The following is a 24,916-nucleotide window of genomic DNA, read 5'->3' on the forward strand; positions in this document are numbered from 1 at the left end:
ATCTAACGTCTTATGACAGACAAGAGTACGAGATAGTTCAACTCTAGTCTTTACCAACGTGAAGAATTGCTAGGAACGCTTCTTGAGGCAGCTCTACGTTACCGATCTGCTTCATACGTTTCTTACCTTCTTTCTGTTTCTTCAGAAGTTTCTTCTTACGGCTCACGTCACCACCGTAACATTTCGCGATTACGTTCTTACGTAGCTGTTTCACTGTAGAACGCGCGATGATGTGGTTACCGATAGCCGCTTGGATCGCGATGTCGAACATCTGACGAGGAATGAACTCTTTCATTTTCTCAACAAGCTGACGACCACGAGTCTGAGACTGATCTTTGTGCGTAATCAGCGCTAGCGCATCCACTTTGTCGCCGTTCAGTAGTACGTCTACACGTACCATGTTCGATGCTTCAAAGCGTTGGAAGTTGTAATCCAGAGACGCGTAACCACGTGATGTCGACTTCAAACGGTCGAAGAAGTCCAGTACCACTTCTGCCATTGGGATGTCGTAAGTGATCGCAACTTGGTTACCGTGGTATACCATGTCCACCTGAACACCACGCTTCTCAACACATAGCGTGATTACGTTACCTAGGTAGTCCGCTGGTACTAGGATGTTACAGCGCGAGATAGGCTCACGGATCTCTTCGATGTCGTTAACCGCTGGCAGTTTTGCTGGGCTATCAACGTACATTGTCTCACCGTTAGTTTGCTCTACTTCGTAAACTACCGTTGGTGCCGTTGTAATTAGGTCTAGGTCGTATTCACGCTCTAAACGCTCTTGGATGATTTCCATGTGCAGCATGCCTAGGAAACCACAACGGAAACCAAAGCCTAGTGCTGCTGAGTTTTCTGGCTCGTAGAATAGCGATGCATCGTTTAGGCTAAGTTTACCTAGTGCGTCACGGAAGTTTTCGTAATCGTCAGAAGATACCGGGAATAGACCCGCGTATACCTGAGGTTTTACTTTCTTAAAGCCTGGAAGTGGCTTCTCGCTGCCGTTTTTCGCTAGCGTCAGCGTATCACCTACTGGTGCGCCTAGGATGTCTTTGATACCACAAACTACCCAGCCTACTTCGCCAGTACGCAGAACATCAGTGTCCACTTGCTTAGGCGTGAAGATACCTAGACGGTCCACACCCCAAGTTTGGCCTGTACTCATTACTTTGATCTTGTCGTTTTTCTTCAGTGAGCCGTTTTTAATACGAACCAAAGAAACAACGCCAAGGTAGTTATCGAACCATGAGTCGATGATCAGCGCTTGAAGTGGCGCATCTGGATCACCTTCTGGTGCTGGAATTGCTGATACGATGTTTTCTAGAACATCATCTACACCGATACCTGTCTTTGCAGAACAGCGGGTAGCTTCCATTGCATCAATACCAACGATTTCTTCAATTTCTTCCGCTACACGCTCAGGATCAGCAGCTGGTAGGTCAATCTTGTTTAGGATTGGCACAACCTCAAGATCCATTTCGATCGCGGTGTAACAGTTAGCTAGCGTTTGAGCCTCTACACCCTGACCTGCATCAACCACCAGTAGCGCACCTTCACAAGCGGCTAGAGAACGTGATACTTCGTACGCAAAGTCAACGTGTCCCGGAGTATCGATGAAGTTCAACTGGTACGTTTCGCCGTCTTTAGCGGTGTAGTTCAGCGTCACACTCTGAGATTTGATGGTGATACCACGCTCACGTTCAAGATCCATTGAATCCAGAACCTGTGCGGCCATTTCACGATCGCTTAATCCACCACAAACTTGGATTAGACGGTCAGATAGGGTCGACTTACCATGGTCGATGTGGGCGATAATCGAAAAGTTACGAATGTGCTTCATAGATTTAGGGTAACTAACTCTTTACAAATAGGGACAGTAAGAAAGCCGTCAGTTGACGGCATTTCAATCAAGTTGGCAGATTCTACCCAATTTCGTTAACGGGCGCACCTTATTTAAAGTCTAGAACTTATTGAATAGGTTCACCGAGAACTCGAATAAGGGTAACTTGGCGCTTTGACTCATCTTCAAGCGGGCGTGACACACGTTTTGCGAGCCACATACCACCAGCCGCAAACAACACCGAGGATAGGATAGTAATACCCTCACCACCTGCCGTTAAAGGTGCAAGCAGGAAGTTGCCAATCACGGCACCGAGAATCAAACCAAACAGAGGAAGAAGGTAGACAGCCATAGCAGATTTGATCAGGCTTGATTCAGGAAAACCAATTTCCACGACTTGACCAACTTTGACGGATTTTGGAGTACGCAAATGCCACGACAGCGTTTTGTTACCAATCGCTTTGGTAACCACGCCTGTGCCGCAGCTTTTTTGCGATGAACAGCTGCTACAACTAGTTTGTTGCTCACAGCTGAGATCGACATCGTATTGATGACCGTGACGGTGAACACCCGTCACGGTAGCCAATGCAGTCATCATTGCACTTCACTCTTTGTTACATTAAAAGTGACCGATTGTGCGATACGCTGAGCCGTTGCCGGTGGAATATCACCAACGACGGAAATTTCGTGATTGCCGCTTATAAAGCTATGCAACGTGCGACGACCTTGACGAACCAGCTGGCCTTTCAACGAGTGCTCGTCTTTGTTCGCTACATACACAGAGAAACTAAATAGTCCATCAGAGTACAGTTGGCTTTCTACCATTTGGTCGGTCACTGCCATACGGTAGCGATTCAGTTCATTTGGATGGAAACCTTCAGGCGTCCAACCTACATTCCAGTTACTCGTTCCAATATCACCTTTTGGCATTGTCAGAACCGCCGGCAACTGAACTTCTTCTAAGCCACTCATCAACTCAGCAATCTTAGGGTTTACTGAGTAAGAGATAGTACGGTACTGCTCAAGCATTTCACCATCGCGGTCAACTAGGTCAGCACGCAGTGGCAAATGGCTCTTCTCATCAATCCACAACACATATGAATAACGCAAGCCATCTTTTGGCACAATGCGCAGTACTTGTGTTGGTACGCCAGCTTCACGCGCACGCCCCACTTTTACGTAGTCGTAGTACAAGTTTAGCTCGTCAATATTGGCATTCAGCATTGGCATGATGGGAGCGACCATTTTACCCGATTCAATGGTAAACGGTTCTGCGCCAGTTTCGATGTAGCTTACTTCAGTGCCGCGACGGATCACTTCACGTACGGGACCACTTAAGTACACAAGGTGTGCGTACTGGTCTTTGTCGTGAGTCGCATGACGATACAGCAAAGGTTCAATGCTGTTCTTTTTGATAAGGATATAAGAGAGCTCGTAGCTTAAATTCTTGCTCGCCTCGCTCATTTGATGCAATAAAGCCTCCGCTGGCTTATCACCAGCAAAGGCTTGCGAAGACATCAGACTGAACAGAGCGCAAGCGCTGATCAGAAATTTTTTCATTCAATATCCGGAGTCAGATGTGCATCTTGCTGAGACGCATCACTGTTAATTCTTAGCTGCAATTCGTAGTCACGAAGCATAGCATGAACGCGTTTGCGTTGCTCTTGCATATTTGCTTCACCAACTGAACGCTCTACGGATTCACGCGTCAAGCTTACTGGTTCAGCACTGCCCGCGAATGGCACAGTCTGAAGTACAGGAAGTTGGTCTGCTTGCGGCGACATTGGGTCGCTACCACCATACTGCTGTACGCCTAGTATCACAACAAGTGACACACACGCAGCAACGGCTACTTGACCAAACTGAGTCAACCATGCAGGCAACTGGCGTTTCGCTTTTTGTGGCTCTGGTTGCGACTCTTTTGGCGCGTCGTTAATTGAAATTACGTTAGCACTGCGCGAATCGATAGCACGATGCACAGGCTCGTCTTCTAACGCTAACGCTACGCTTTCAGCAATATTCCACTCTGGCTTTGCTGGCGCTTCGCCTCGCATCACATCACCAATTAGGTGATAGTTCTGCCAAGCATCACGGCTCTCTTGGTCTTGCTCTAATTCTTGAATTAAAGCCTTATCGACCAATTCTCCATCCATGAGAGCTGAAAGTTTTTCTTTGTCAGCCATTATTTTCACCATAGTTATCACTTGTACTAGCGCTGCAAAAGAGGTTTAATTTTCTTTTCCACCGCCTCACGAGCACGGAAGATACGCGATCGTACCGTTCCCACCGGGCAATCCATTACTTCAGCAATTTCCTCGTAGCTTAAGCCATCAAGCTCACGCAGAGTCATTGCGGTTTTTAAATCTTCAGGTAAGGCTTCGATTGCACTGAACACTACCCGTTGCAATTCTTTGGACAACGTTAAGTTCTCAGGGTTCGAAATTTCTTTAAGTGCATTACCTGTTTCGTAAAATTCAGCTTCTTCAGCATCCACGTCTGTTGCTGGCGGTCTACGACCTTGGGCAACAATGTGATTTTTCGCAGTATTCACAGCAATGCGATACAGCCACGTGTAAAACGCACTTTCCCCACGAAAACTAGGGATAGCTCGGTAAGCTTTGATAAACGCTTCTTGTGCTACATCTGGTACATCGCCAGGATTACTTACGTATCTGGAGATAAGGTTACATACCTTGTTCTGGTACTTTGTTACCAGCAGGTTGAATGCTTGCTTATCGCCATTCTGAACTCGCTCAATCAATACTTGATCGGTCAGCTGCTCGTTCATTCGAGCGGATACTCCTATTTGTTATGCCCCTACTCTTCTCAGATATGGGTACTAATTATGCAAAACGTAGTATTGACACCACTGCTTACTTGAGCACTATTGTGACTCCGACGTGAATGAGAAAGTTCCATGGTTTCTCAAATTTTTTGTCATTGTTTTTTCACAGTGTGATGTCATTAGCCAAATCCCGCTCCTCGTCCGACTTAAGTCTCGTTTTGACAAGCGAGCATACTGATGGGGAAATGGGTATAATGGATGATCTCTATCCCAGATTGTGCTGGGTAGAGCATAGAAAAGCAATGGCATTGACAAACTATTACTTTTCATTTGCATGGCTAATGGCTATCAGAACATCGCGTTGCAAACAAAACTCAGGAAGCATCCTCATGCCCAAAGCATGGAAAAACAAGAGTGGCTGAAGTCACCAAAGTAACGCCGATTTCGATACGTCTCCCAACTTAGCCCTTAGCGACGGATGTCGCGTTAATGGAATGCACATGGTGTGCAAAATATACACAAGGTAACCTTGTTACCTTAGCTTGGGATTGTAAAAGTAATATGAACACAAATCGTGAACATGAATGTGATGTGTTAGTGGTAGGGAGTGGCGCCGCGGGCTTGTCGTTGGCTTTACGTGTCGCAAACCACTGTAAGGTGATGGTTCTGAGTAAAGGACCGCGCAGCGAAGGCGCAACGTATTACGCGCAAGGTGGTATCGCTGCCGTATTTGATGAGTCGGACACCATTGAGTCTCACGTTGAAGATACGCAAATTGCCGGGGATGGTATCTGTGATGAAGAGACCGTTAAATTCATCGCGGAAAACTCAAAAGAGTGCGTGCAATGGTTGATTGATGGCGGTGTACCATTTGATCGTGAAGACGATGATTCTGACGATGAACCACGCTATCACTTAACTCGCGAAGGCGGTCACAGCCGTCGCCGTATATTGCACGCTGCCGATGCAACTGGCATGGCAATGCAAACCTCTCTGCAAGACAACGCACACAGCCACCCAAACATTCATGTTCTTGAACGTCATAATGCTCTGGATTTGATCACCGAAGATAAAATCGGCGGCGACAAAAACAAGATCATTGGTGCTTATATTTGGAACCGCAACGAAGAGCAGGTAGAAACTGTTCGCGCTAAATTTGTTGTACTGGCAACGGGCGGCGCTTCCAAAGTTTACCAATACACGTCTAACCCAGACGTATCATCCGGCGATGGTATTGCAATTGCCTGGCGCGCAGGTTGTCGCGTTGCGAACATGGAATTCAACCAATTCCACCCGACCTGTCTGTTCCACCCAGAAGCGCGCAACTTCTTACTGACAGAAGCATTGCGTGGAGAAGGCGCGTATTTACGTCGTCCTGATGGTTCACGTTTTATGCCGGATTTCGACGAGCGTAAAGAGCTTGCTCCACGTGACGTCGTGGCTCGCGCGATCGACTTCGAAATGAAGCGCTTAGGTGCTGACTGCATGTACCTCGACATCAGCCATAAGCCAGCGGATTTCATTACTAAGCATTTCCCAACCATCTACTCTCGTTTGATGGATTTGGGTATCGATATGACTAAAGAACCGATCCCAATTGTACCAGCAGCGCACTACACGTGCGGTGGCGTCATGGTCGATCAAAACGGTCATACCGACCTGAAGAACCTCTACGCGATTGGTGAAGTGAGCTACACAGGCTTGCACGGTGCGAACCGTATGGCATCGAACTCACTACTTGAGTGTGTGGTTTACGCATGGTCGGCAGCCAAAGACATTCTTAAACATCACAACGAAGTAGAACTAGCACCGCAGGTTCCATGTTGGGATGAAAGCCAAGTGACCAACAGTGATGAAGAAGTGATCATTCAACATAACTGGCATGAGCTGCGCCTGTTTATGTGGGATTACATGGGCATCGTTCGTACTGATAAGCGCCTTGAACGTGCTCTACGTCGTATCCAAATGCTGCAACAAGAAACGTACGAGTACTACAGCCACTTCCGCGTATCGAACAACTTGCTAGAGCTACGTAACCTCCTGCAAGTCGCTGAGCTGATGGTGCGTTGCGCGATGCAGCGTAAAGAAAGTCGTGGTCTGCACTACACCTTGGATTATCCAAACCAGCTAGAAAATAGTGGTCCAACAATTCTTACACCAAACAAATAGCTCTGGCACTAAACAGTAACCGTCAGATACAAGATCAAATGGGGGCTTCGGCTCCCATTTTCCATTGACGTAATATCAAACACAGTTGGCGATAAGCCACATCCTCACAGCTGTCTCGCCAGATTGTCGCACTTTCCCCCGACGTTAATTCAAATGTCACTTTGAACGCCGTAGCCGAAACATCAACACTAGATAATGTGGAGGTTTGCTTGTCATTACGTACCGTGCCATCACGATGTAAATACCAGCAACCACAAGCAGAAGGCACGACAAAGCCACCTTGCAATTGGCAACGGAGAATCAGTAATAACAGATAAGTTGATAAGACGAGTGGGATGTCAGAACAGATAAGCGCCCAAACACAACCTAGGAGAAGAAGTTGGTTGGCAATTTGGGCGTATAGAGAAGTGTTAACCTTGAGATTAACGAACCTTGCTGAGGTTGTGCGCGACAATTTTATCAACCATCGATGCATGACCTAGGTTTTCGCTGCGACCGTGTCCCATTACCCAAGTAAACAGATCTGGGTCATCACATTCTAATAGTGAGACAAAATCACGCTGCTCTTGCTCATTCAGTGCATCAAAGCACTCTTCAAAAAACGGCATAATCACCACGTCAAGCTCAAGCATGCCACGACGACAAGCCCATTTAATACGCGCCTTTTCTTCCGCAGTGTACATTCAGTATTCCTTCATAGATGTCTTGTTCTTAGTGCGGAGTGTAACAAGGGATGTGCAACGTCACTAGTGTGCGGGTCACAATATGTAGCCAAGTCGCTGCAAATCCTGAACGCATTTAATAAACAAACGTTCAGCAACGCCAAACACCTTAAAATTGCGTGGATATATTGAGTGCTGACAAATACCGATTCTGCATTTAACATAGCTGAAAAATATCTTAAAAAGGCATTGTAATCATGGAATGGCAAACTCGCTTTTCACCACTGAACCTATCGACACAAGACGCACTACCTGAGCTGTCTGTCTCGCTATTGGATAACCTAGGCATGATCACCATGGTCGGGGATGACAAAAAGTCATACCTACACGGCCAAGTTACTTGTGATGTGGTTTCTCTTGAGAAAGACCAATCAATGTTGGGTGCCCATTGTGATGCGAAAGGTAAAGTGTGGAGCGTCTTCCGACTATTCCACCATAACGATGGCTACGCAATGGTTCAGCCGAAATCAGCGATTGAAGTGGAACTGAAAGAAATCAAGAAGTACGCGGTGTTTTCGAAAGTGACCATCGAAGAGTCTAGCGACGTTGTGCTAGGTGTCGCTGGTGAGAATGCCGATGCGTTCATCTCAACATTAAATGCTGATTCTGGCGAAGTGCGTACTGTTGAAGGTGGCACTGCAGTCAAAGTTGCTTTAAACCGCTGGTTGCTTGCGCTTACAGCAGAAGCAGCACAATCGTTATTGGAAGACAGCCAAGCAACACTGACCACTCATGAACTTTGGACCCGTTTCGATATTGAAGCGGCACTACCATACGTCGCAGCAGACGCGCAAAACGAGCACATTCCACAAGCGCTAAACGTACAAGCGCTCGGCGGCATCAGCTTTACGAAAGGCTGCTACACAGGCCAAGAAACCGTAGCACGCGCGAAATACCGCGGCACCAACAAACGTGCAATGTATATTGTTAAAGGTGCAACCGCTGAAGCCTTAGGTGAGGGTGCGATCGAATTGGAACGTAGTGTCGGTGAAAACTGGCGTTCAGTAGGCGCATTGCTCACACATTACCAATTCAGCGACAACCAAGCGATGGGTCTCATTGTGTTACCAAACAACCTAGACGATGACACTCGTCTGCGCTTGGTTACTCAGCCAGAGTGCGAATGGGAAATCGCAGCACTACCGTACAGTCTTGACGATGAGTAATACCATTCATACCCCTTTGATGCAGTTTTTGGCGGACCAGAATATCGAGTTCCGCCTTCTTCCTCATCAAAAGCCAGCAACAACCATTGAGGATGCCGCGCAACAACGCGGCATTCGCCCTTCTCAAATGGTCAAAGCGATTCTTTTGCGCGATATGGGGAACCAATATGCACTTGCCTGTGCTCCAGGTGATCGTAGCGTTGATCCAAAGAAGGTACGCGCACTACTGCAGTGCCGTCGTATGACGTGTGTTGCTCAAGCGGACGTAGAAGCGATTACCGGATACAAGATTGGTACTGTCACGCCACTACTTTTAAAACGCTACATGCCGATCGTGTTTGACCCAAGTTTGCTTGAAGAAAAAGAAATCACCATTAGCAGCGGTGATCGCATGGCAGGCTTAGCGCTGTCCATCGATGATCTCATCCAATTGTGCCAACCAACCATGGCTGATATCTGCCGCTAACATGTAATCGAGCGCAGGATTCTTACTCCTGCGTGATCTCACTCATATCTCGCCGATTACATTGAAGAATTTTTAATCACTTTAAAAACATAAATAGTCATACATAGAAAACTCGTATATGCTGAATTTGTTGGTTAAGTTTTCAACAACGACTTAATCAACATAAAGTGAATCAGCTGACTTGTATGACAGCGTTCATTAAGTCAGTCGTCCACTTTTGTGTAATGCATCTGTGACTATTCGCCCGCCGAAGCGGGCTTTTTTTTTGCGTGGAACTTTTTCCTTTTTAATTCCTCTAACTCAATGAAAGCAATGCATTTGAGGTTTCAACCTCATCAAAACGAACAAAATGCACCCCATTGAGTAAAAACATTTCGCAAACAATCATTTTCCTTCTATTCTTAATTCTGTAACAAAGCTGTTGCTTAATGCACCAAATAAGAACAGGAGGACTCAAGGACAGGTTCCTTCGACAATGATTTTTTGAGGTAATCCTCACGCTATTTGAGATATGACTCTGTCAATTTGTCTAAGGCAGCACAAATCTCTAAAGCAAAAGAGCTCAACTGCACTTAATACTATTGCTGTCACAATAATTTTTACGTGAGAAACGTAGAATGATTGGGCTAGGTAAGAGATAAGGAAGAGTAAATATGAGACTGTTTAAGCGCTATACACCAGGTATGATTGCTAAACACATAAGTCGTCTTTTTAAGGGAAGAATTTATATTTACGGAGTCGGTAAGTTCGAGTTTGATAACGGAAAATTGATACTGCCAGAAAAAGCTGAGAAGCGTCACTTTCAGGCAGTAAAAGAGATTAACCAAGAGATTATGAAGCTCAGATGCGCATACGCTTAGCTTAAAACATCGATGTAATAAGAAAGGCTGGATTAACCAGCCTTTTTTGTGTCTTTTATTCGCCAAGCGAGAGAGGCGTTTATTGACGCGCCAGTTCCGGCAAGTTGCCTTTCAAACCTAATGCACGTTTCATGATTTCGTCTTTTGCCCCCGGCAACTGTCCTGCTAGGCTCAAACCAATACCACGGACCAGCTTCTTGGCAGGATTCTCCCCAGAGAACAGATCACGGAAGCCTTGCATTGCTGCGATCATCTTCGCCGCTTCAGCTTTACGCCAACGCTCGTAACCACGTAGGTTACGTTTGGTGCCAATGTCCTGCCCTTGTTTCCACAGCGCCAATACTTCTTGCGCTAAACTCGCAGCATCTAGTAAGCCAAGGTTGACACCCTGCCCCGCCAGCGGATGAATGGTATGTGCAGCATCGCCAACTAAAGCCACGCGCTCAACCACAAAGTCTCGTGCATAACGCATCTTAAGTGGGAATGCAGCACGTTCGCCAACCACTTCACACAAACCTAAGCGCACATCAAATTCGCTAGTCAGTGACTTATTGAACTCTTGCTCGTTCATCGCCAGCAATTGCTCTGCGCGATTTGGTTCGGTAGACCAAACAATCGAACACATGTGTGGATCAGACATTGGCAGGAAAGCCAATGGACCTTGCGGTGTAAAAATCTGACGAGCAACACTATTGTGTGGGTCTGCGGTTTTCACGTTCGCAACAAGGGCACTGTGACCGTAATCCCAATGCGTTAGTGGTATATCCATTTGGTTACGCAGCCAAGAGTTTGCACCATCTGCGCCAACAACCAACTTCGCTGTCATAGCTTGACCATTGTCGAGCGTTAGCCAGCTTTCTTGCTCACCCACCGCAAGCGTTGCACAACGAGCAGGCATAAACAGCGTCACGTTATCGAGCTTTTGAACTTGCTCTAACAGCGCTAATTGAATCACACGGTTTTCAACGATATGACCGAGATCAGGCTGAGCCATGCTCTGCGCATCAAATGCGATATTAGCGAAACTGTCTTGCTCCCATACTTCCATCGCATAGTATGGCGAGGCACGACGCTGCTCGATACCTTGCCACGCACCAAGGTTGCGAAGGATGGTTTCACTGGAACGACTTAACGCCGATACGCGAACATCTGGTAGTTCGTTGAGTGTGTCGTTTGGTACTGCACCTTCAATAACGGCCACACGCAGGTCACTGTCCTTAAAAGCGGCCGCTAATGCTAAACCGACCATTCCACCGCCGATGATGGCGATATCTACACTTTGCATCATTGCTATTTGTTACCTAATTCGTTGCCGTTTATCGTTTCACTAAACCAAGTGTATGGCGTAGCAGCGGCTGCTTAAAAGTAGAAAGGTTATCCATCGTTGCGAGGGCAAGATTACGCCCAATTCGCATCGCCGGTAAATCATTTGAGAAAATATGCACGAGAGAGCTGGTTAGCCAAATCGTTTCGCTGCGATCGTCTTCACGGCGTTGGCTAAATCGCATTAAGCCTTGGTAACGACCCACGTCTTCAGCTTGCTTCACAACCTCTTCCGCTAAAGATGCCACATCACGAATACCAAGATTGAAGCCTTGCCCTGCAATCGGGTGAAGCGTCTGTGCGGCATTGCCGACAATAGCAAAACGGTGCGAAATGTTTTGCTTGCGATGACGAAGAAGAAGCGGATAGCTCGCGCGTTGTCCAACTTTCTCCATCGCACCTAGTCGCCAGCCAAAATCGTTCTGCAAGCGCTCAAGAAACTCTGCATCGGACAAGTTCACCACGGTTTGCGCTTCTTCAAGACGAAGGCACCATACTAACGACATACGGTTGTCACTCATCGGCAGCAGTGCGACTGGACCATTTTCAGTAAAACGTTCAAAAGCACGACCTTGATGAGGCTCTTGCGTCACAATGTTCGCAATCACTGCCACTTGGTCGAAATCATGTTCAGACAACTCTAGGCCGATTTGCTGACAACATTGCGATACTGCCCCATCGGCAGCCACCAGCAATTTAGCTTCAAGCTTTTCACCGCTGCTCAGTTCAATGTGTACTTTGTCTTGCTCACGCTCGATGTTCGCAACCGAATCAGGGCAAAACAGGGTGATCGCCTCACTCTTATCCAAAAGCTCTTGGTAGACACGGCCAACATCGGCGAGTTCCACTACGTAGCCAAGCGCTTCAACGCCAACTTCATGCTTGGTAATTTCGGTCATGCCCGCATGAGAGCGGTCAGAAACATGAATATGTTCAATTGGGGTAGCACAAGGCTCGATGGCAGACCACAACTGTAAGTGACGCAGGATGTTGACCGTACCGTAGGACAGAGCAATCGAGCGAGAGTCAAACCCAGGATGTTGATCCGATTGGGCTTTAAAAGGCTCGACAACCGCAATTTTCAGTGCGCCTTTGGATAAACGGTCGATTGCCAGCGCCAGTGTGGCCCCTGCCATGGCACCACCAGCAATTACAACATCATATTGCCTCATGCTAACCTCTAGAAGCTATTCGATAATGGAGAACGAGTGATTAATGAATCGTTGGTTTGTTTTCGTTGCTCTCAGGACGAGCACCAAACTCTGCATGAATAGTTAATACGCAGGCTTTTACGTGTTCGATTACTTGCTCTAGCAATAGTGCTTGCTCGCCTAGGTCATCATCTTCATCAATGCCCAGCTTGGCGATTTCCTCTAGATCAGTTAACGCTTCTTTCGCATCGTCTGAGGCTTTATCAATTGCAATCCCCGCTAACCCCATACCAGAGATAAAGTGGTTCACAAAGTCAGACACGCCATCAGCTAGAGCAAACAAACCTTCTTCACCCTCTTCATCAGGAAGCAGCAGCGACAATTCCATAGAAGTGCCAGTTAGCTCGTTTACCGTTACTTGGAACACACTTTGTGCCAACCCTAATGCACTTGATGGCCAGCCCATGCCTTCGTTGGTGTAATCAAACAGAATCGGTTGCCAGGTTTGGTCGTTAATCGCCAATCCACCACTTAGCATGCCAACAAGTAGACCGTGCAACTCTGCTGGTGTCACAGCAAGGCTTGCGGATTTAAGTTCGGCAGCAATAGATTGGTATTCAGGAAGGGTGATTTCACTCATAATCTTGGCTCATTCTTGCGTAATAATGTATCGACATATCCTACCATCAAGCCTAGTCGGCTGAAACGGCTATCAAATTCAATTTTGGACAGCATTTAGACAATTTGCCCAATTCCTGAGTGATCACTTCACCATTTTTCTTTCTGTGATGGGAAATGCTTGAATCTTAATAGCGCTTTTCCTATAGTTTCCTCCTCGGTAGTTGTATAACGCAACGCCTTAGATAGCGCGAATATAGAGTTTATTCATCATGAGCAATCAAGCGATCGACGTTGAAATCCTTGGCAAAATGACACGAGTCAATTGTCCAGCTGGGCAAGAAGAGTCACTAATTACAGCGGCTAAAGATCTTGATCGTCGATTGAAAGAGATGAGCGAGCGTACTAAGGTAACCAATGAAATTCAGCTACTGACTTTTGCTGCGTTGAACATTTGTTATGAATTGCACACCAAGTCATACGAATCTAATGGTCAGCAACAAGAAATGACTGAGCGAATGGAAAAGCTCACCGCGTCTTTAGAAAGCGCGCTTAGTAAAGTTACGCAAGGACAGCAGTAGATACCAAATTTACCCTGGGGTGTGCGTCAGTTGGATTTAAGTCCCTGAGCCGATAAGCAATACCTAAGGGTTAGTACTTGATAGCTATTGAGCAAGCTTGGCATGCACCGAGAAGCCTACGGTTATCATTGCTGATCCGCCTTGAACCAGCTGGTTCAAGGGCCACAATCCTCAACGGCACCCTGGGGTATCCTCTCTATGTCAGACCTATCTCGACAAGAATTCCGCAAACTTATCCGTGAAAAACGCAATGCGCTGTGTAGTGACACTCAGTTTCAAGCAGGGCTCGATCTGATTCACCAATTTTCACAATTACCGGAAATCAAAACCGCACAACACATTGCCATCTACCTCTCCGCCGATGGCGAGTTAGACACCAAACCTCTAATAGAGTCACTATGGCAGCAAGGTAAGTCGATTTACCTGCCCGTCATCCACCCTTTCTCGAAAGGTCAGTTACTCTTTTTGCAGTATCTCAATGATGATCAGCTGGTGTACAACAAATACGGAATCTTAGAACCTGCGCTGGATATTCGTCACCTCAAACCAGTGCGTGACCTTGATGTTATCTGTACGCCGCTAGTAGGATTCGACAGCGTTGGCCATCGCCTTGGTATGGGCGGAGGCTACTACGACCGTACGCTCTCACGCTGGTTTAGTACTGGCGAAGGCGCCAAACCTATCGGTATTGCCCACGATTGTCAGCACGTTGAACGTCTACCTGTTGAAAATTGGGATATTCCATTGCCTAAGATCGTGACTCCAAGCCAAATCTGGCAATGGGAAAAGTAACACTTACCCGCTATAATCACGCCGCAAACGTTAACGAACATCTATTCAGGAGATTGGCATGACTCAAGATGAAATGAAGAAAGCGGCTGGTTGGGCAGCACTTAAGTATGTTGAGAAAGGCAGCATTGTCGGTGTTGGTACTGGCTCTACCGTGAATCACTTCATCGATGCCCTAGGCAGTATCAAAGATGATATCAAGGGTGCAGTGTCTAGCTCTGTTGCTTCAACTGAGCGTCTAAAAGAGCTTGGTATTGAGGTTTATGAGTGTAACGACGTAGCAATGCTAGATATCTACGTTGATGGTGCAGATGAAATCAACTCAGCACGTGAAATGATCAAAGGCGGCGGTGCTGCACTGACTCGTGAAAAGATCGTTGCGGCTATTTCAGAAAAATTCGTATGTATCGTTGACGGCACAAAAGCAGTTGACGTACTTGGCCAGTTCCCACTTCCTGTAGAAGTTATCCCAATGGCGCGTTCTTACGTGGCTCGTGAATTGGTTAAACTCGGCGGTGACCCTGCATACCGTGAAGGCGTAACAACGGACAACGGTAACGTAATCCTAGACGTACACAACATGCAAATCAACAACCCGAAAGAGCTTGAAGACAAGATCAACGGCATTGCAGGTGTGGTAACTGTGGGTCTATTCGCTCACCGTGGTGCTGACGTGGTTATCACTGGCACACCAGAAGGTGCGAAAATAGAAGAATAAATCATTAGATGATTTAAATTTTCTGTTATTTCATTACAGACGGCGCCCTAGGGCGCCGTTTTTTCTTCCTTTTTCTAAGAAAATCATGCCTTATTCCGTAATTTTCTTACCCAAAGCAAAAAATTTTTGTTACTTTATTGAGCAGAAGACGCACAGGGAAACGTTTGTCTTCCGACAAAACTGTTGATTATCCCCTTTTTAATGGTTTTGCTTTATGTGCGCCACATTAGCCCACCTTTCCATTTTAAGGACGAGAAAAATGGCCAAAGTTTCACTGGAAAAAGAAAAGATTAAGATCCTCTTGCTCGAGGGACTTCACCCTTCTTCAGTTGAAGTTCTTCAAGCAGCTGGCTACAGCAACATTGAATATCACAAAGGTTCCCTTCCAGAAGAAGAGCTGATTGAAGCAGTAAAAGACGTACACTTCATCGGAATCCGCTCCCGAACGAACCTATCAGAAGAAGTGATCAATGCGGCAAACAAGCTGGTCGCGATTGGCTGTTTTTGTATCGGTACCAACCAAGTAGACCTAGACGCAGCAGCGCGACGCGGTGTACCTGTCTTTAACGCACCATTCTCAAATACGCGCAGCGTAGCAGAGCTCGTACTTGGTCAAATCCTACTACTTCTTCGTGGTATCCCAGAGAAGAATGCACTCGCACACCGCGGTGTTTGGAAAAAGAGTGCAGACAGCTCTTACGAAGCACGTGGTAAGCGTCTGGGCATCATCGGTTACGGTCATATCGGCACTCAGTTGGGTATCATCGCAGAAAACTTGGGCATGCGTGTCTACTACTACGATATCGAAAACAAGCTTTCTCTAGGTAATGCAACGCAAGTGTTCACCATGAGTGAGCTACTAAACAAGTGTGACGTGATCTCTTTGCACGTACCTGAAACACCAGAAACTAAGAACATGATGGGTGAAGCAGAGTTTGCACGCATGAAGCCCGGTGCAATCTTTATCAACGCAGCACGTGGTACCGTGGTCGACATCCCTGCGCTATGCCATAGCCTAGAATCCGGCCATACCTCGGGGGCTGCGATTGATGTATTCCCTGTAGAACCGAAAACCAATGCGGATGCATTTGAGTCTCCATTGCAGAAGTTCGACAACGTCATCCTAACTCCACACGTCGGTGGCTCAACGCAAGAAGCGCAAGAGAATATCGGTGTTGAAGTAGCAGGTAAACTGGCGAAATACTCAGATAACGGCTCAACCCTATCAAGCGTGAACTTCCCAGAAGTATCACTGCCTGAACACCGTGAATGCTCGCGTCTACTGCACATCCACAAAAACCGCCCAGGTATCCTAACGCAAATCAACACCATCTTCGCAGAAGAAGGCATTAACATCGCGGGTCAGTACCTACAAACGGCAGCAGAGATCGGCTACGTAGTTATCGATGTTGAGACGTCTCGCTCAGAAGAAGCACTGGTGAAACTAAAAGGCATCGAAGGCACAATTCGTGCTCGTATCCTTCACTAATCGCGGATTAATGAACATAAAAAAAGGCAGGGACTTCCCTGCCTTTTCTGTTTCTATTCATCGTGTTTAACTGGGCTTATTTAAGCTTGTAAACCACATCAACTTGGTCACGAATCACGAGTGTAGAGTCTTGGTAGCTGTTAGAGCTCTCTCTCGCATCCATTGCCATCGAGCGCATCAGTACAGGGCGAGCGTGCATTTGGTTATAATTGATCTGCCACACATCACCTAGCTTCTTATCAAAACCCGTCGCTAAAGAGGCCGCTTTGCTTTGCGCGTCTTTAATCGCTGCCATGCGTGCCTTTTGCTGGTACTCAGATTGGTTACTCACTTTAAGCTGAATGTTGTCGACTTGGTTGATGCCCGCCTTAAGCGCCATGTCCAAGTATTCATTCAAATTCGCTAAATCACTGACGGTTACATCAATGCTGCGTGACGCTCGGTAACCAACCAGTTCCGCTTTCCCAGATTTCGGGTAGTGGTACTGAGGCGCTAAGTACAAGTTTGAGCTGGTAATGTTGTCTTTCGATAAACCAGCATCGGCTAGGCTCTTCAGAAACTCATCAACCGTATTATCAACCGATTGTTTCGCCTGCTCAGCCGTCATTGTCGTATCAACAACTTTTACAGAGAAGGTTGCCATATCTGGTGTTGCAACCACTTCACCGTAACCCGTGGTTGATACATGGGCAAAATTCGGCACATCATTCGCAAAAACAGAAATGCTGGTAAGGCTGAGTACTGAGGCCAATAAACATAAAGACAGTTTCATTCGATAAATCCATCCGTTTTGAAAGATTGAAGTCACTCCACATGCCGGAGTTCAGGCGAGATACTCGATGAATGCCTTGGCGAATGAATTGGCGTCTAAACTCGAACAATAAGAGACACCAATGAACTGGAGTGTATATAGACTCATCATAGAAACTTCTGCCAATTATCCAAGCGCCCTACGCGACTTCTAACACAACTTTGACTGTGTTACTTCGCAGTGATTTCCGTTTAATACGCGAGTCAGTTGGGAACTTATTGCGGAAGGTGCTGTTGCGCGTAACCTACAATCGCTAGTGAGATCTCTTGAAGCACACCCGTTTCTAACTGCCAGTGATGCCAGTAAATTCGATAAGACATTAAAAAGCCCGGTGTAATATCGATTAACTCGCCATTCTCTAATTCATCAGTGATCTGCAATCGAGGAATCAAACAATAAGCGACTCCAGCTAATGCCATTTTAAGAAAAGCTTCAGAACTACTGATGTTGTGATGAATCACGCTGTCTGGCCTAACGTTGAAGTGTTCAGTCAAAAACTTCTTATGTAAATCATCGTATTGGTCATAAGAGACTGCTGGCGCTTTAGCCAGTGTTTGATTATTCACGCCTTCTGTAAAATATCGCTGATAAAACTCAGGGTTGGCGACACAAACATAATCAATGCGACCAAGGTAATCCGCTCGACAGCCCGGGATGGCTTGAGATTCCAAACTGATTGCCCCAGCGACCTCACCACTTCTGAGTTTTTCAATTGAGCGCGACTCACCGTAGATGGTTAACTTAAGCTCTACTTGACGATGCTTCATTACATCCTGCAGCGCAGGTAACAGCCATGTCGCAAGACTATCTGCATTGGTTGCTAATGAAAGCTGTACAGGGCGTGTTGTGGTGTCGTTTTTGAGTTCTGGTAGGATTTCATGCTCAAGGAGCCTGACACGGCGATAAAGCCCGAGTAACTTCTTACCTATCGGGGTTGGCTTGGGTGGTTGCTCACGAATAAGAACCGGCTGAGCGAGATATTTCTCGAGTTGCTTGATACGCTGGGAAATGGCTGATTGCGAAACAAAAAGGTGCTCCGCTGCTCGGTCAAAACTGCCTTGGTGTACCACCGCATCCAAAGCCTCTATCCACTTATAATCCAATCCTCGCACGTGTTTTTCCTCCCTAATAAACGCCAAAGCCAAAAGATAAGCAAAGCTAATAATATATTAAAATCATTAATTATACTTATTTAAATAAAAGCTTTATCTTCCACTCCTCTGTTGTTCTATTGCTAAATTTTTGAGGTGTGTTGTGAGCTTTTGGGTGTTATTACAAGGATTCGGTTTAGGTGCGACGATGATCATTCCAATCGGTGCGCAGAATGCGTACGTCCTTAACCAAGGTATTAAGCGCCAACATCACCTGACGACCGCGACCATCTGTAGCATCCTAGATATGCTTTTCATTTCGCTCGGCATTTTCGGTGGCGGTGCAATTCTGTCGCAAAATGAAATCCTACTGACATCGGTAACATTAGGTGGCATTGCTTTCTTGAGCGTTTACGGCTTACTGTCATTAAAGAGTGCATTCAAACCCGCAGACGCTTCGGAGTCGAAAGGTGAAGTGGTTGCGCGCGGGCGCCGCACCGTGATTCTTGGCGCACTGGCGGTTACCGTTTTGAACCCACACCTCTACTTGGATACTGTGGTGATCTTAGGTTCTATCGGTGGTCAGTTCGAAGGCAACGATCGTATCGCATTTGCAATGGGCACCATCATGGCGTCATTTGTATGGTTCTACACGTTGTCATTAGGCGCAGCGAAGCTGGGCCCGACACTCTCAAAACCGAAAGTGAAGAAAGGCATCGATATTGCGGTTGCCGCTATGATGTTTACTATCGCTTTTGTACTTACGAATGAGTTAGTCACCAAATACTGGTAAAGACAAATAGGAAAGAAACACGACATGGAGTCACTGGAAAAAATCTATCAACTCAATCGAGAGCGATTTAATGCGCTCTCCATCCCCTTTCGAGAGTGGCAGCATGAAGCCATTCTCGACTTCGAAACCGACATCAAAGTCGCCGCACAACTCGGTTGGACTGGCACGCATACTAAGAGTCTTTTTCTCAAGCTAAAAGGGCAAGGTTATGCCGTATACCTAACCGACAAGGACTCACGTTTAGACTCCAAGCAAATCAAAGCCATTACAGGTAAACGACCTTCAATTTGCAGCGACGATGAAATGGTTGAACAGCTAGGCTGTGTACCCGGTGCAGTTTGTCCTATTGGCTTACCTGAGCATGTCACTATTATCGTCGATACGGCACTCTACCAACACGATGAGTTGCTCTATACACCAGGTTTACCCGAGTTCACCTTTGGCTTCGCAGGTAGCGAACTTAAACGTATGCTCCTTGCCGGCAGTAATACTCTGTTAGAAATATAAAAATCCTAGAAACAAAAAAGCGAGGCTAACGCCTCGCTTTTTTATGTTCTCAATCGAAGGGATTAAGCTTCTACTTTGTTCAAGTGAACGTCCATTTGTGGGAATGGAATTTCGATACCAGCTGCATCCAACGCTTCTTTGATTGCTAGAGTAGAATCGAAGTAAACGTCCCAGTAGTCAGCTGTTTTACACCATGGACGAACCACGAAGTTAACTGAAGAATCTGCTAGTGCTAACACACCAATCGTCATGTCTGGATCTTTCAGGATACGAGGGTCTTTTTCTAGCGTTTCACGAATCACTTGTTTAGTTTGCTTAAGATCCGCTTTGTAAGAAACACCAATCACTAGATCCACACGACGCGTCGCGTGGCGAGAGTAGTTAGTGATTGCGCCGCCAATAACTGACGAGTTAGGTACAACAACCATTTTGTTGTCTGGTGTTTTTAGTACTGTTTGGAAGATTTGAATTGCTTCAACGCTACCTGCCACACCGCCGATTTCTACATAGTCGCCAGACTTAAATGGACGGAATGCAACAATTAATACACCCGCAGCGAAGTTAGATAGTGAGCCTTGCAGAGCAAGACCAACAGCAAGACCTGCCGCACCGATTACCGCAACTACAGATGCAGTTTGAACACCTACACGACCTAGTGCCGCGATAAGTACGATAACAAATAGAAGGTAACGAACTAGACCGTTGACGAATTCAACAACCGCTTTGTCCATCTTTTTCTTTTCAAGCACTTTTGAAACGCTGTTTGCTACCGCTTTAACGATAATGTTACCGATAAATAGGATCAGCAGTGCAGAGATGATGTTTACACCGTACTGAATAAGAAGATCTGAGTTGTTATTTAGCCATGTTTCAGCTTTGCTCAAACCATCCGTTAAAGAGGTATCGATACCCATCGATTCACCTGCCATATTCGTATCCTCAAAATAAAGATATATAAATCTAATTGCCGCTGGCTTATGAACCATGTTTTTTATAGGTTCTTATTCACAACAACATCCCTATTGTTTTCCTGAACACTGTCAGATTTTTGGCACAATATCTCAACACTGAAATTTTGCAAAGTCAGAGTTTCGCAAAGACCTACAAAACAAAGTGTTATCAGAGTTTTCTGATATCGTCATATTACAGAGTAAGCAATGGATTTACATTTCGCCACATTTTTTACTTGGTTTTATACCACTTGGTGCTGAAATGCGCTTGGTTTCGAAATTTGCACCAAAAACAGAAGGGATATGAAGTAAGGTGATCATATAGCAGTTGACCGAGTTATCAATTGCCACAAGAGAGAGAATCCGAATTGTCTCATTGGCTAGACATAAAAAAAAACCCGCTCTAAGAGCGGGTTTTTAAAAACTCAGGTAAGACGAATTATAGTACGTCTACTGCGTTTAGGTCAGCAAAAGCTTTCTCTAGACGAGCTACCATTGAAGCTTGACCAGCACGTAGCCATACGCGTGGATCGTAGTACTTCTTGTTTGGAGCGTCTTCGCCAGTTGGGTTACCGATTTGACCTTGTAGGTAATCGCGGTTGTCAGCTTCGTACTGACGGATACCATCCCAAGTTGCCCACTGTGTATCAGTATCGATGTTCATTTTGATAACACCGTAACCGATAGACTCTTGGATTTCTGCTTCAGTAGAACCAGAACCACCGTGGAACACGAAGTTTAGAGCGTTTGGTGCAATACCGAACTTCTCTGCACAGTATGCTTGAGAGTCACGTAGGATAGTTGGAGTTAGAACAACGTTACCTGGCTTGTAAACGCCGTGTACGTTACCGAAAGATGCTGCGATAGTGAAGCGGTGTGAAACAGCGCTTAGTTTCTCGTATGCGTAAGCAACGTCTTCTGGAGAAGTGTAAAGCTCAGATGCGTCCATATCAGAGTTATCAACGCCGTCTTCTTCACCACCAGTACAACCAAGTTCGATCTCGATTGTCATGTTCATTTTAGCCATGCGCTCTAGGTACTTAGCACATGTTTCGATGTTCTCTTCTAGAGACTCTTCAGAAAGGTCTAGCATGTGAGAAGAGAATAGAGGCTTACCAGTTTGAGCGAAGAACTCTTCACCAGCGTCTAGTAGACCGTCGATCCATGGTAGAAGTTTCTTAGCAGCGTGGTCAGTGTGTAGGATTACTGGCACACCGTAAGCTTCAGCTACAGCGTGAACGTATTTAGCACCAGCTACAGCGCCAAGGATTTGAGCACCTTGACCTTCAAGTTTAACGCCTTTACCAGCGAAGAAAGCTGCGCCGCCGTTAGAGAACTGAACAACAACTGGAGCTTTAACTTTTGCAGCTGCTTCAAGTACTGCGTTTACAGAATCAGTACCAACAACGTTTACTGCTGGAAGTGCAAAGTTGTTCTCTTTTGCTACTTCAAATACTTTCTGAACGTCATCGCCAGAGATAACACCTGGTTTTACGAAGTCGAAGATCTTAGACATGGATGTAATCCTATTTATCTGTCGTTTTATAAACAAAACTTGTTAAATTGAAAATCTTGCAAACGTTTGCTCACAACTGGAGCTATTTTAGCAGAGTTCCACTCTCGTTGCAGCAAACAAGAAAGCGGGAGAGGACTCCCGCTTTACTAATATTACTTAGCGCGTGCTTCTAGCATTTCAACTGCTGGAAGTACTTTACCTTCTACGAACTCAAGGAAAGCGCCGCCGCCAGTAGAGATGTAAGATACGTCAGCTTTGATACCGAACTTGTCGATAGCTGCTAGCGTGTCACCACCACCTGCAACAGAGAAACCTTCAGAAGCTGCGATAGCTTCAGAGATGCCTTTAGTACCAGCTTCGAAGTTCTTGAATTCGAATACGCCTACTGGACCGTTCCAAAGGATAGTCTTAGCGTTCTTAAGGATTTCTGCTAGTTCAGCAGTTGAATCTGGACCAAGGTCGAAGATCATGTCGTCGTCTTGTACTTCAGAAACGTGCTTGATTTCAGCTTCTGCGTTCTCATCGAATGCTTTCGCACATGCAACGTCAGTTGCTACTGGAATTGCACACTCGTCCATTAGCTTCTTAGCTGTTTCAACTAGGTCTGCTTCGTATAGCGACTTACCAACGTTGTGGCCAGCAGCTGCGATGAATGTGTTAGCAATACCACCGCCAACAACTAGTTGGTCAGCGATTTTAGATAGAGACTCAAGAACAGTTAGCTTAGTAGAAACTTTTGAACCACCTACGATAGCAACCATTGGACGAGCTGGCTTGTCCATTGCTTTGCCCAGTGCTTCTAGTTCGTTTGCTAGTAGAGGACCAGCACATGCTACGTCTGCGTGCATGCCTACACCGTGAGTAGATGCTTGTGCACGGTGAGCTGTACCGAATGCGTCCATTACGAAGATGTCACATAGAGAAGCGTATTGCTTAGATAGTTCTTCTTCGTTTTTCTTCTCGCCTTTGTTAAAGCGAACGTTTTCTAGAACAACGAGTTCACCAGCGTTTAGTTCTAGACCGTTTAGGTAGTCTTTCGCTAGTTTAACTTCGCAGTCTAGTGCATCGTTTAAGTAGTTAACTACTGGTTGTAGAGAGAACTCTTCAGCGTATTCACCTTCAGTTGGGCGACCTAGGTGAGAAGTAACCATAACTTTAGCGCCTGCTTCTAGACAGTGCTTAATAGTTGGAAGAGATGCGATGATACGTGCATCTGAAGTTACTTTACCGTCTTTTACTGGCACGTTTAGGTCAGCACGGATAAATACACGTTTACCTGCAAGATCCAGGTCAGTCATCTTGATTACAGACATGATGTGTCCTCTCAAATATTAAATAATTAAAGTTTTTAAAAACTCGGCAATCCTGCCAAGCCCGTTAATTCTTCAAACTGGTTACAGATATGGAGATACGTCAGATTTATTTCAAGGCTTAAAATAAAAAATTTCTCCATCGCCTCTTCACCATTATTGCTCCACTTGTGAAGAAGCTTGCATTGCTAAGGCGGTATCCAGCATCCGGTTAGCAAAGCCCCATTCGTTATCGCACCAAACGAGCATTTTAACGAGTTGCCCGTTACTCACTCTTGTCTGAGTTCCATCCACAATTGCACTATGGGGATCGTGGTTAAAGTCGATGGAAACGAGCGGCGATTCAGTATAGTCAACAATGTCACGTAATGTACACTGAGATGCGTTAACAATGGTTTGATTTACGTCATTAACTTTCACATTTGTACTAATTGTGACACTTAAATCCATCGCAGTGACGTTAACTGTCGGAACTCGAACCGAAATTGCTTCGAATTTGTTGGAAAATTTCGGGAAGATTCTTTCAATACCCTTATGCAACTTAGTATCGACAGGAATGATGGATTGACTGGCTGCACGCGTACGACGTAAATCATTGTGGTAAGCGTCGATAACTTGCTGATCGTTCATTGAAGAGTGAATCGTGGTGATGGTGCCAGACTCAATGCCAAAGGCCTCATCTAATACTTTGATGATAGGAACGATACAGTTGGTGGTACATGAACCGTTGGACACCACGCGGTGTTCATCTTTGAGGGTTTCGTGGTTCACACCGTAGATAATGGTGTTATCGAGATCGCTTGCGCCAGGATGTGAAAACAGAACTTTTTGCGCGCCAGCTTCAATATGAGCTTGGCCGTCTGCTTGTGAGCCAAAAACACCAGTACAATCGAGCACGATGTCGACTTCTAAGTCACGCCATGGCAAGAGTTCAATTTCAGCAAGGTGAAGGATTCTAATGGGATCGTATTCACTACTGTCGTGGTGAACATAGAGGTGTTCTTGGTCGTGCGAGATTTTCTTTCCGAAGCGGCCATGACTGGTGTCATATTGAAGAAGATGTGCCATCGCTTCGGGTTGCGCGAGTTCATTAACCGCCACAACTTTTATCTGCTGATGCTTACCGCTCTCATATACTGCTCGCAGTACATTACGACCGATACGTCCAAATCCATTGATCGCAACTTTTAGCATTTATCCTTCGCCTCACCAAAAATTTGTGTCACAGATAGTACCTGATACGGAGGCTAAGCGCATTAAGTAA

General features: G+C 46.0%; 26 protein-coding genes and 1 other RNA gene. 11 read left to right on the top strand and 16 right to left on the bottom strand.

Annotated elements, in window-relative coordinates:
• Positions 1-43: 43 nt before the first annotated feature.
• From lepA to rpoE, 5 genes are all read right to left on the bottom strand, one after another.
• Positions 44-1,837 (bottom strand): translation elongation factor 4, encoded by a 1,794-nt coding sequence (gene lepA / locus A8140_RS13365; RefSeq protein WP_005531645.1) that lies wholly within the window; start codon positions 1,835-1,837, stop codon positions 44-46.
• A 127-nt stretch (positions 1,838-1,964) separates the two neighbouring features.
• Positions 1,965-2,435 (bottom strand): SoxR reducing system RseC family protein, encoded by a 471-nt coding sequence (locus A8140_RS13370; RefSeq protein ID WP_005531643.1) that lies wholly within the window; start codon positions 2,433-2,435, stop codon positions 1,965-1,967.
• Entirely contained in the window at positions 2,432-3,397 is a 966-nt protein-coding gene (gene rseB, locus A8140_RS13375) for a sigma-E factor regulatory protein RseB (RefSeq protein WP_005531641.1), read from the bottom strand. Before rseB ends, A8140_RS13370 begins: the two co-directional genes overlap by 4 nt.
• Positions 3,394-4,020: a sigma-E factor negative regulatory protein gene (locus A8140_RS13380; RefSeq protein WP_005449785.1), complete on the bottom strand. Its 627-nt coding sequence runs from the start codon at positions 4,018-4,020 to the stop codon at positions 3,394-3,396. Before A8140_RS13380 ends, rseB begins: the two co-directional genes overlap by 4 nt.
• 26 nt (positions 4,021-4,046) lie before the next feature.
• Positions 4,047-4,625, bottom strand: a complete 579-nt coding sequence (rpoE, locus tag A8140_RS13385; protein ID WP_005449784.1) for an RNA polymerase sigma factor RpoE — start codon at positions 4,623-4,625, stop codon at positions 4,047-4,049.
• A gap of 558 nt (positions 4,626-5,183) precedes the next feature.
• Here rpoE and nadB point away from each other — a divergent pair.
• Positions 5,184-6,791: an L-aspartate oxidase gene (gene nadB / locus A8140_RS13390; RefSeq protein WP_005531639.1), complete on the top strand. Its 1,608-nt coding sequence runs from the start codon at positions 5,184-5,186 to the stop codon at positions 6,789-6,791.
• A 34-nt stretch (positions 6,792-6,825) separates the two neighbouring features.
• Here the strand turns inward: nadB and A8140_RS26110 are convergent, their stop codons facing one another.
• Positions 6,826-7,077, bottom strand: coding sequence for a hypothetical protein (locus A8140_RS26110; protein WP_079400975.1), 252 nt, complete (start codon positions 7,075-7,077; stop codon positions 6,826-6,828).
• Positions 7,078-7,213: 136 nt separating this feature from the next.
• A complete protein-coding gene (locus A8140_RS13400) occupies positions 7,214-7,474 on the bottom strand; it encodes an FAD assembly factor SdhE (protein WP_005429937.1) in 261 nt (86 codons plus the stop codon).
• Between the two features lie 236 nt (positions 7,475-7,710).
• Here A8140_RS13400 and ygfZ point away from each other — a divergent pair, with 236 nt between their 5' ends.
• From ygfZ to A8140_RS13415, 3 genes are all read left to right on the top strand, one after another.
• Positions 7,711-8,679 carry a tRNA-modifying protein YgfZ gene (gene ygfZ / locus A8140_RS13405; protein WP_005531634.1) on the top strand — a complete coding sequence of 323 codons (969 nt, stop codon included), beginning with the start codon at positions 7,711-7,713 and terminating at the stop codon, positions 8,677-8,679.
• On the top strand, positions 8,672-9,145 hold the full coding sequence (locus tag A8140_RS13410) for an aminoacyl-tRNA deacylase (RefSeq protein WP_005531632.1): 474 nt from the start codon (positions 8,672-8,674) through the stop codon (positions 9,143-9,145). Before ygfZ ends, A8140_RS13410 begins: the two co-directional genes overlap by 8 nt.
• Positions 9,146-9,798: 653 nt before the next feature.
• On the top strand, positions 9,799-10,005 hold the full coding sequence (locus A8140_RS13415) for a DUF1107 domain-containing protein (protein ID WP_005531630.1): 207 nt from the start codon (positions 9,799-9,801) through the stop codon (positions 10,003-10,005).
• 79 nt (positions 10,006-10,084) lie between these two features.
• On the opposite strand, the gene A8140_RS13420 is transcribed toward A8140_RS13415, so the two are convergent.
• From A8140_RS13420 to A8140_RS13430, 3 genes are read right to left on the bottom strand one after another with little or no spacing between them, the layout of a single operon-like run.
• Complete coding sequence (locus A8140_RS13420; protein ID WP_005531628.1) at positions 10,085-11,293, bottom strand: FAD-dependent 2-octaprenylphenol hydroxylase; 1,209 nt, start codon at positions 11,291-11,293, stop codon at positions 10,085-10,087.
• Positions 11,294-11,321: 28 nt separating this feature from the next.
• Positions 11,322-12,500: a 2-octaprenyl-6-methoxyphenyl hydroxylase gene (gene ubiH / locus A8140_RS13425; protein ID WP_005531626.1), complete on the bottom strand. Its 1,179-nt coding sequence runs from the start codon at positions 12,498-12,500 to the stop codon at positions 11,322-11,324.
• Between the two features lie 40 nt (positions 12,501-12,540).
• Complete coding sequence (locus tag A8140_RS13430) at positions 12,541-13,119, bottom strand: YecA/YgfB family protein (protein WP_005531624.1); 579 nt, start codon at positions 13,117-13,119, stop codon at positions 12,541-12,543.
• Between the two features lie 250 nt (positions 13,120-13,369).
• Here A8140_RS13430 and A8140_RS13435 point away from each other — a divergent pair, with 250 nt between their 5' ends.
• From A8140_RS13435 to serA, 5 genes are all read left to right on the top strand, one after another.
• Positions 13,370-13,678, top strand: coding sequence for a cell division protein ZapA (locus tag A8140_RS13435; RefSeq protein WP_005531622.1), 309 nt, complete (start codon positions 13,370-13,372; stop codon positions 13,676-13,678).
• 8 nt (positions 13,679-13,686) lie between these two features.
• Positions 13,687-13,871: non-coding RNA, 6S RNA (gene ssrS, locus A8140_RS13440), on the top strand.
• 5 nt (positions 13,872-13,876) lie between these two features.
• On the top strand, positions 13,877-14,470 hold the full coding sequence (locus tag A8140_RS13445) for a 5-formyltetrahydrofolate cyclo-ligase (protein ID WP_005531620.1): 594 nt from the start codon (positions 13,877-13,879) through the stop codon (positions 14,468-14,470).
• Positions 14,471-14,528: 58 nt separating this feature from the next.
• Entirely contained in the window at positions 14,529-15,185 is a 657-nt protein-coding gene (rpiA, locus tag A8140_RS13450; RefSeq protein WP_005531619.1) for a ribose-5-phosphate isomerase RpiA, read from the top strand.
• A 259-nt stretch (positions 15,186-15,444) separates the two neighbouring features.
• The gene (serA, locus tag A8140_RS13455) at positions 15,445-16,674 is read left to right on the top strand and encodes a phosphoglycerate dehydrogenase (protein WP_005531617.1); all 1,230 of its coding nucleotides are present in this window, start codon (positions 15,445-15,447) and stop codon (positions 16,672-16,674) included.
• A 76-nt stretch (positions 16,675-16,750) separates the two neighbouring features.
• On the opposite strand, the gene A8140_RS13460 is transcribed toward serA, so the two are convergent.
• A complete protein-coding gene (locus A8140_RS13460) occupies positions 16,751-17,446 on the bottom strand; it encodes an oxidative stress defense protein (RefSeq protein WP_005531615.1) in 696 nt (231 codons plus the stop codon).
• A gap of 254 nt (positions 17,447-17,700) precedes the next feature.
• Entirely contained in the window at positions 17,701-18,597 is an 897-nt protein-coding gene (locus A8140_RS13465; protein ID WP_005531613.1) for a LysR family transcriptional regulator ArgP, read from the bottom strand.
• 142 nt (positions 18,598-18,739) lie between these two features.
• On the opposite strand from A8140_RS13465, the gene A8140_RS13470 reads away from it, so the two are divergent.
• On the top strand, positions 18,740-19,369 hold the full coding sequence (locus A8140_RS13470; protein WP_005531611.1) for a LysE/ArgO family amino acid transporter: 630 nt from the start codon (positions 18,740-18,742) through the stop codon (positions 19,367-19,369).
• Between the two features lie 24 nt (positions 19,370-19,393).
• Positions 19,394-19,876: a YbaK/EbsC family protein gene (locus A8140_RS13475; protein WP_005531609.1), complete on the top strand. Its 483-nt coding sequence runs from the start codon at positions 19,394-19,396 to the stop codon at positions 19,874-19,876.
• Between the two features lie 62 nt (positions 19,877-19,938).
• Here the strand turns inward: A8140_RS13475 and mscS are convergent, their stop codons facing one another.
• The 4 genes from mscS to epd all read right to left on the bottom strand — a co-directional run bounded on the left by mscS (position 19,939) and on the right by epd (position 24,846).
• Positions 19,939-20,805, bottom strand: coding sequence for a small-conductance mechanosensitive channel MscS (gene mscS, locus A8140_RS13480; protein ID WP_005531607.1), 867 nt, complete (start codon positions 20,803-20,805; stop codon positions 19,939-19,941).
• A gap of 460 nt (positions 20,806-21,265) precedes the next feature.
• Complete coding sequence (gene fbaA, locus A8140_RS13485) at positions 21,266-22,342, bottom strand: class II fructose-bisphosphate aldolase (RefSeq protein ID WP_005531604.1); 1,077 nt, start codon at positions 22,340-22,342, stop codon at positions 21,266-21,268.
• A gap of 152 nt (positions 22,343-22,494) precedes the next feature.
• A complete protein-coding gene (locus tag A8140_RS13490) occupies positions 22,495-23,655 on the bottom strand; it encodes a phosphoglycerate kinase (RefSeq protein WP_005436484.1) in 1,161 nt (386 codons plus the stop codon).
• A 153-nt stretch (positions 23,656-23,808) separates the two neighbouring features.
• Positions 23,809-24,846, bottom strand: a complete 1,038-nt coding sequence (gene epd / locus A8140_RS13495) for an erythrose-4-phosphate dehydrogenase (RefSeq protein WP_005531601.1) — start codon at positions 24,844-24,846, stop codon at positions 23,809-23,811.
• Between the last annotated feature and the right edge of the window lie 70 nt (positions 24,847-24,916).

It is taken from the genome of Vibrio campbellii CAIM 519 = NBRC 15631 = ATCC 25920 (genome assembly GCF_002163755.1).
GTDB lineage: Bacteria > Pseudomonadota > Gammaproteobacteria > Enterobacterales > Vibrionaceae > Vibrio > Vibrio campbellii.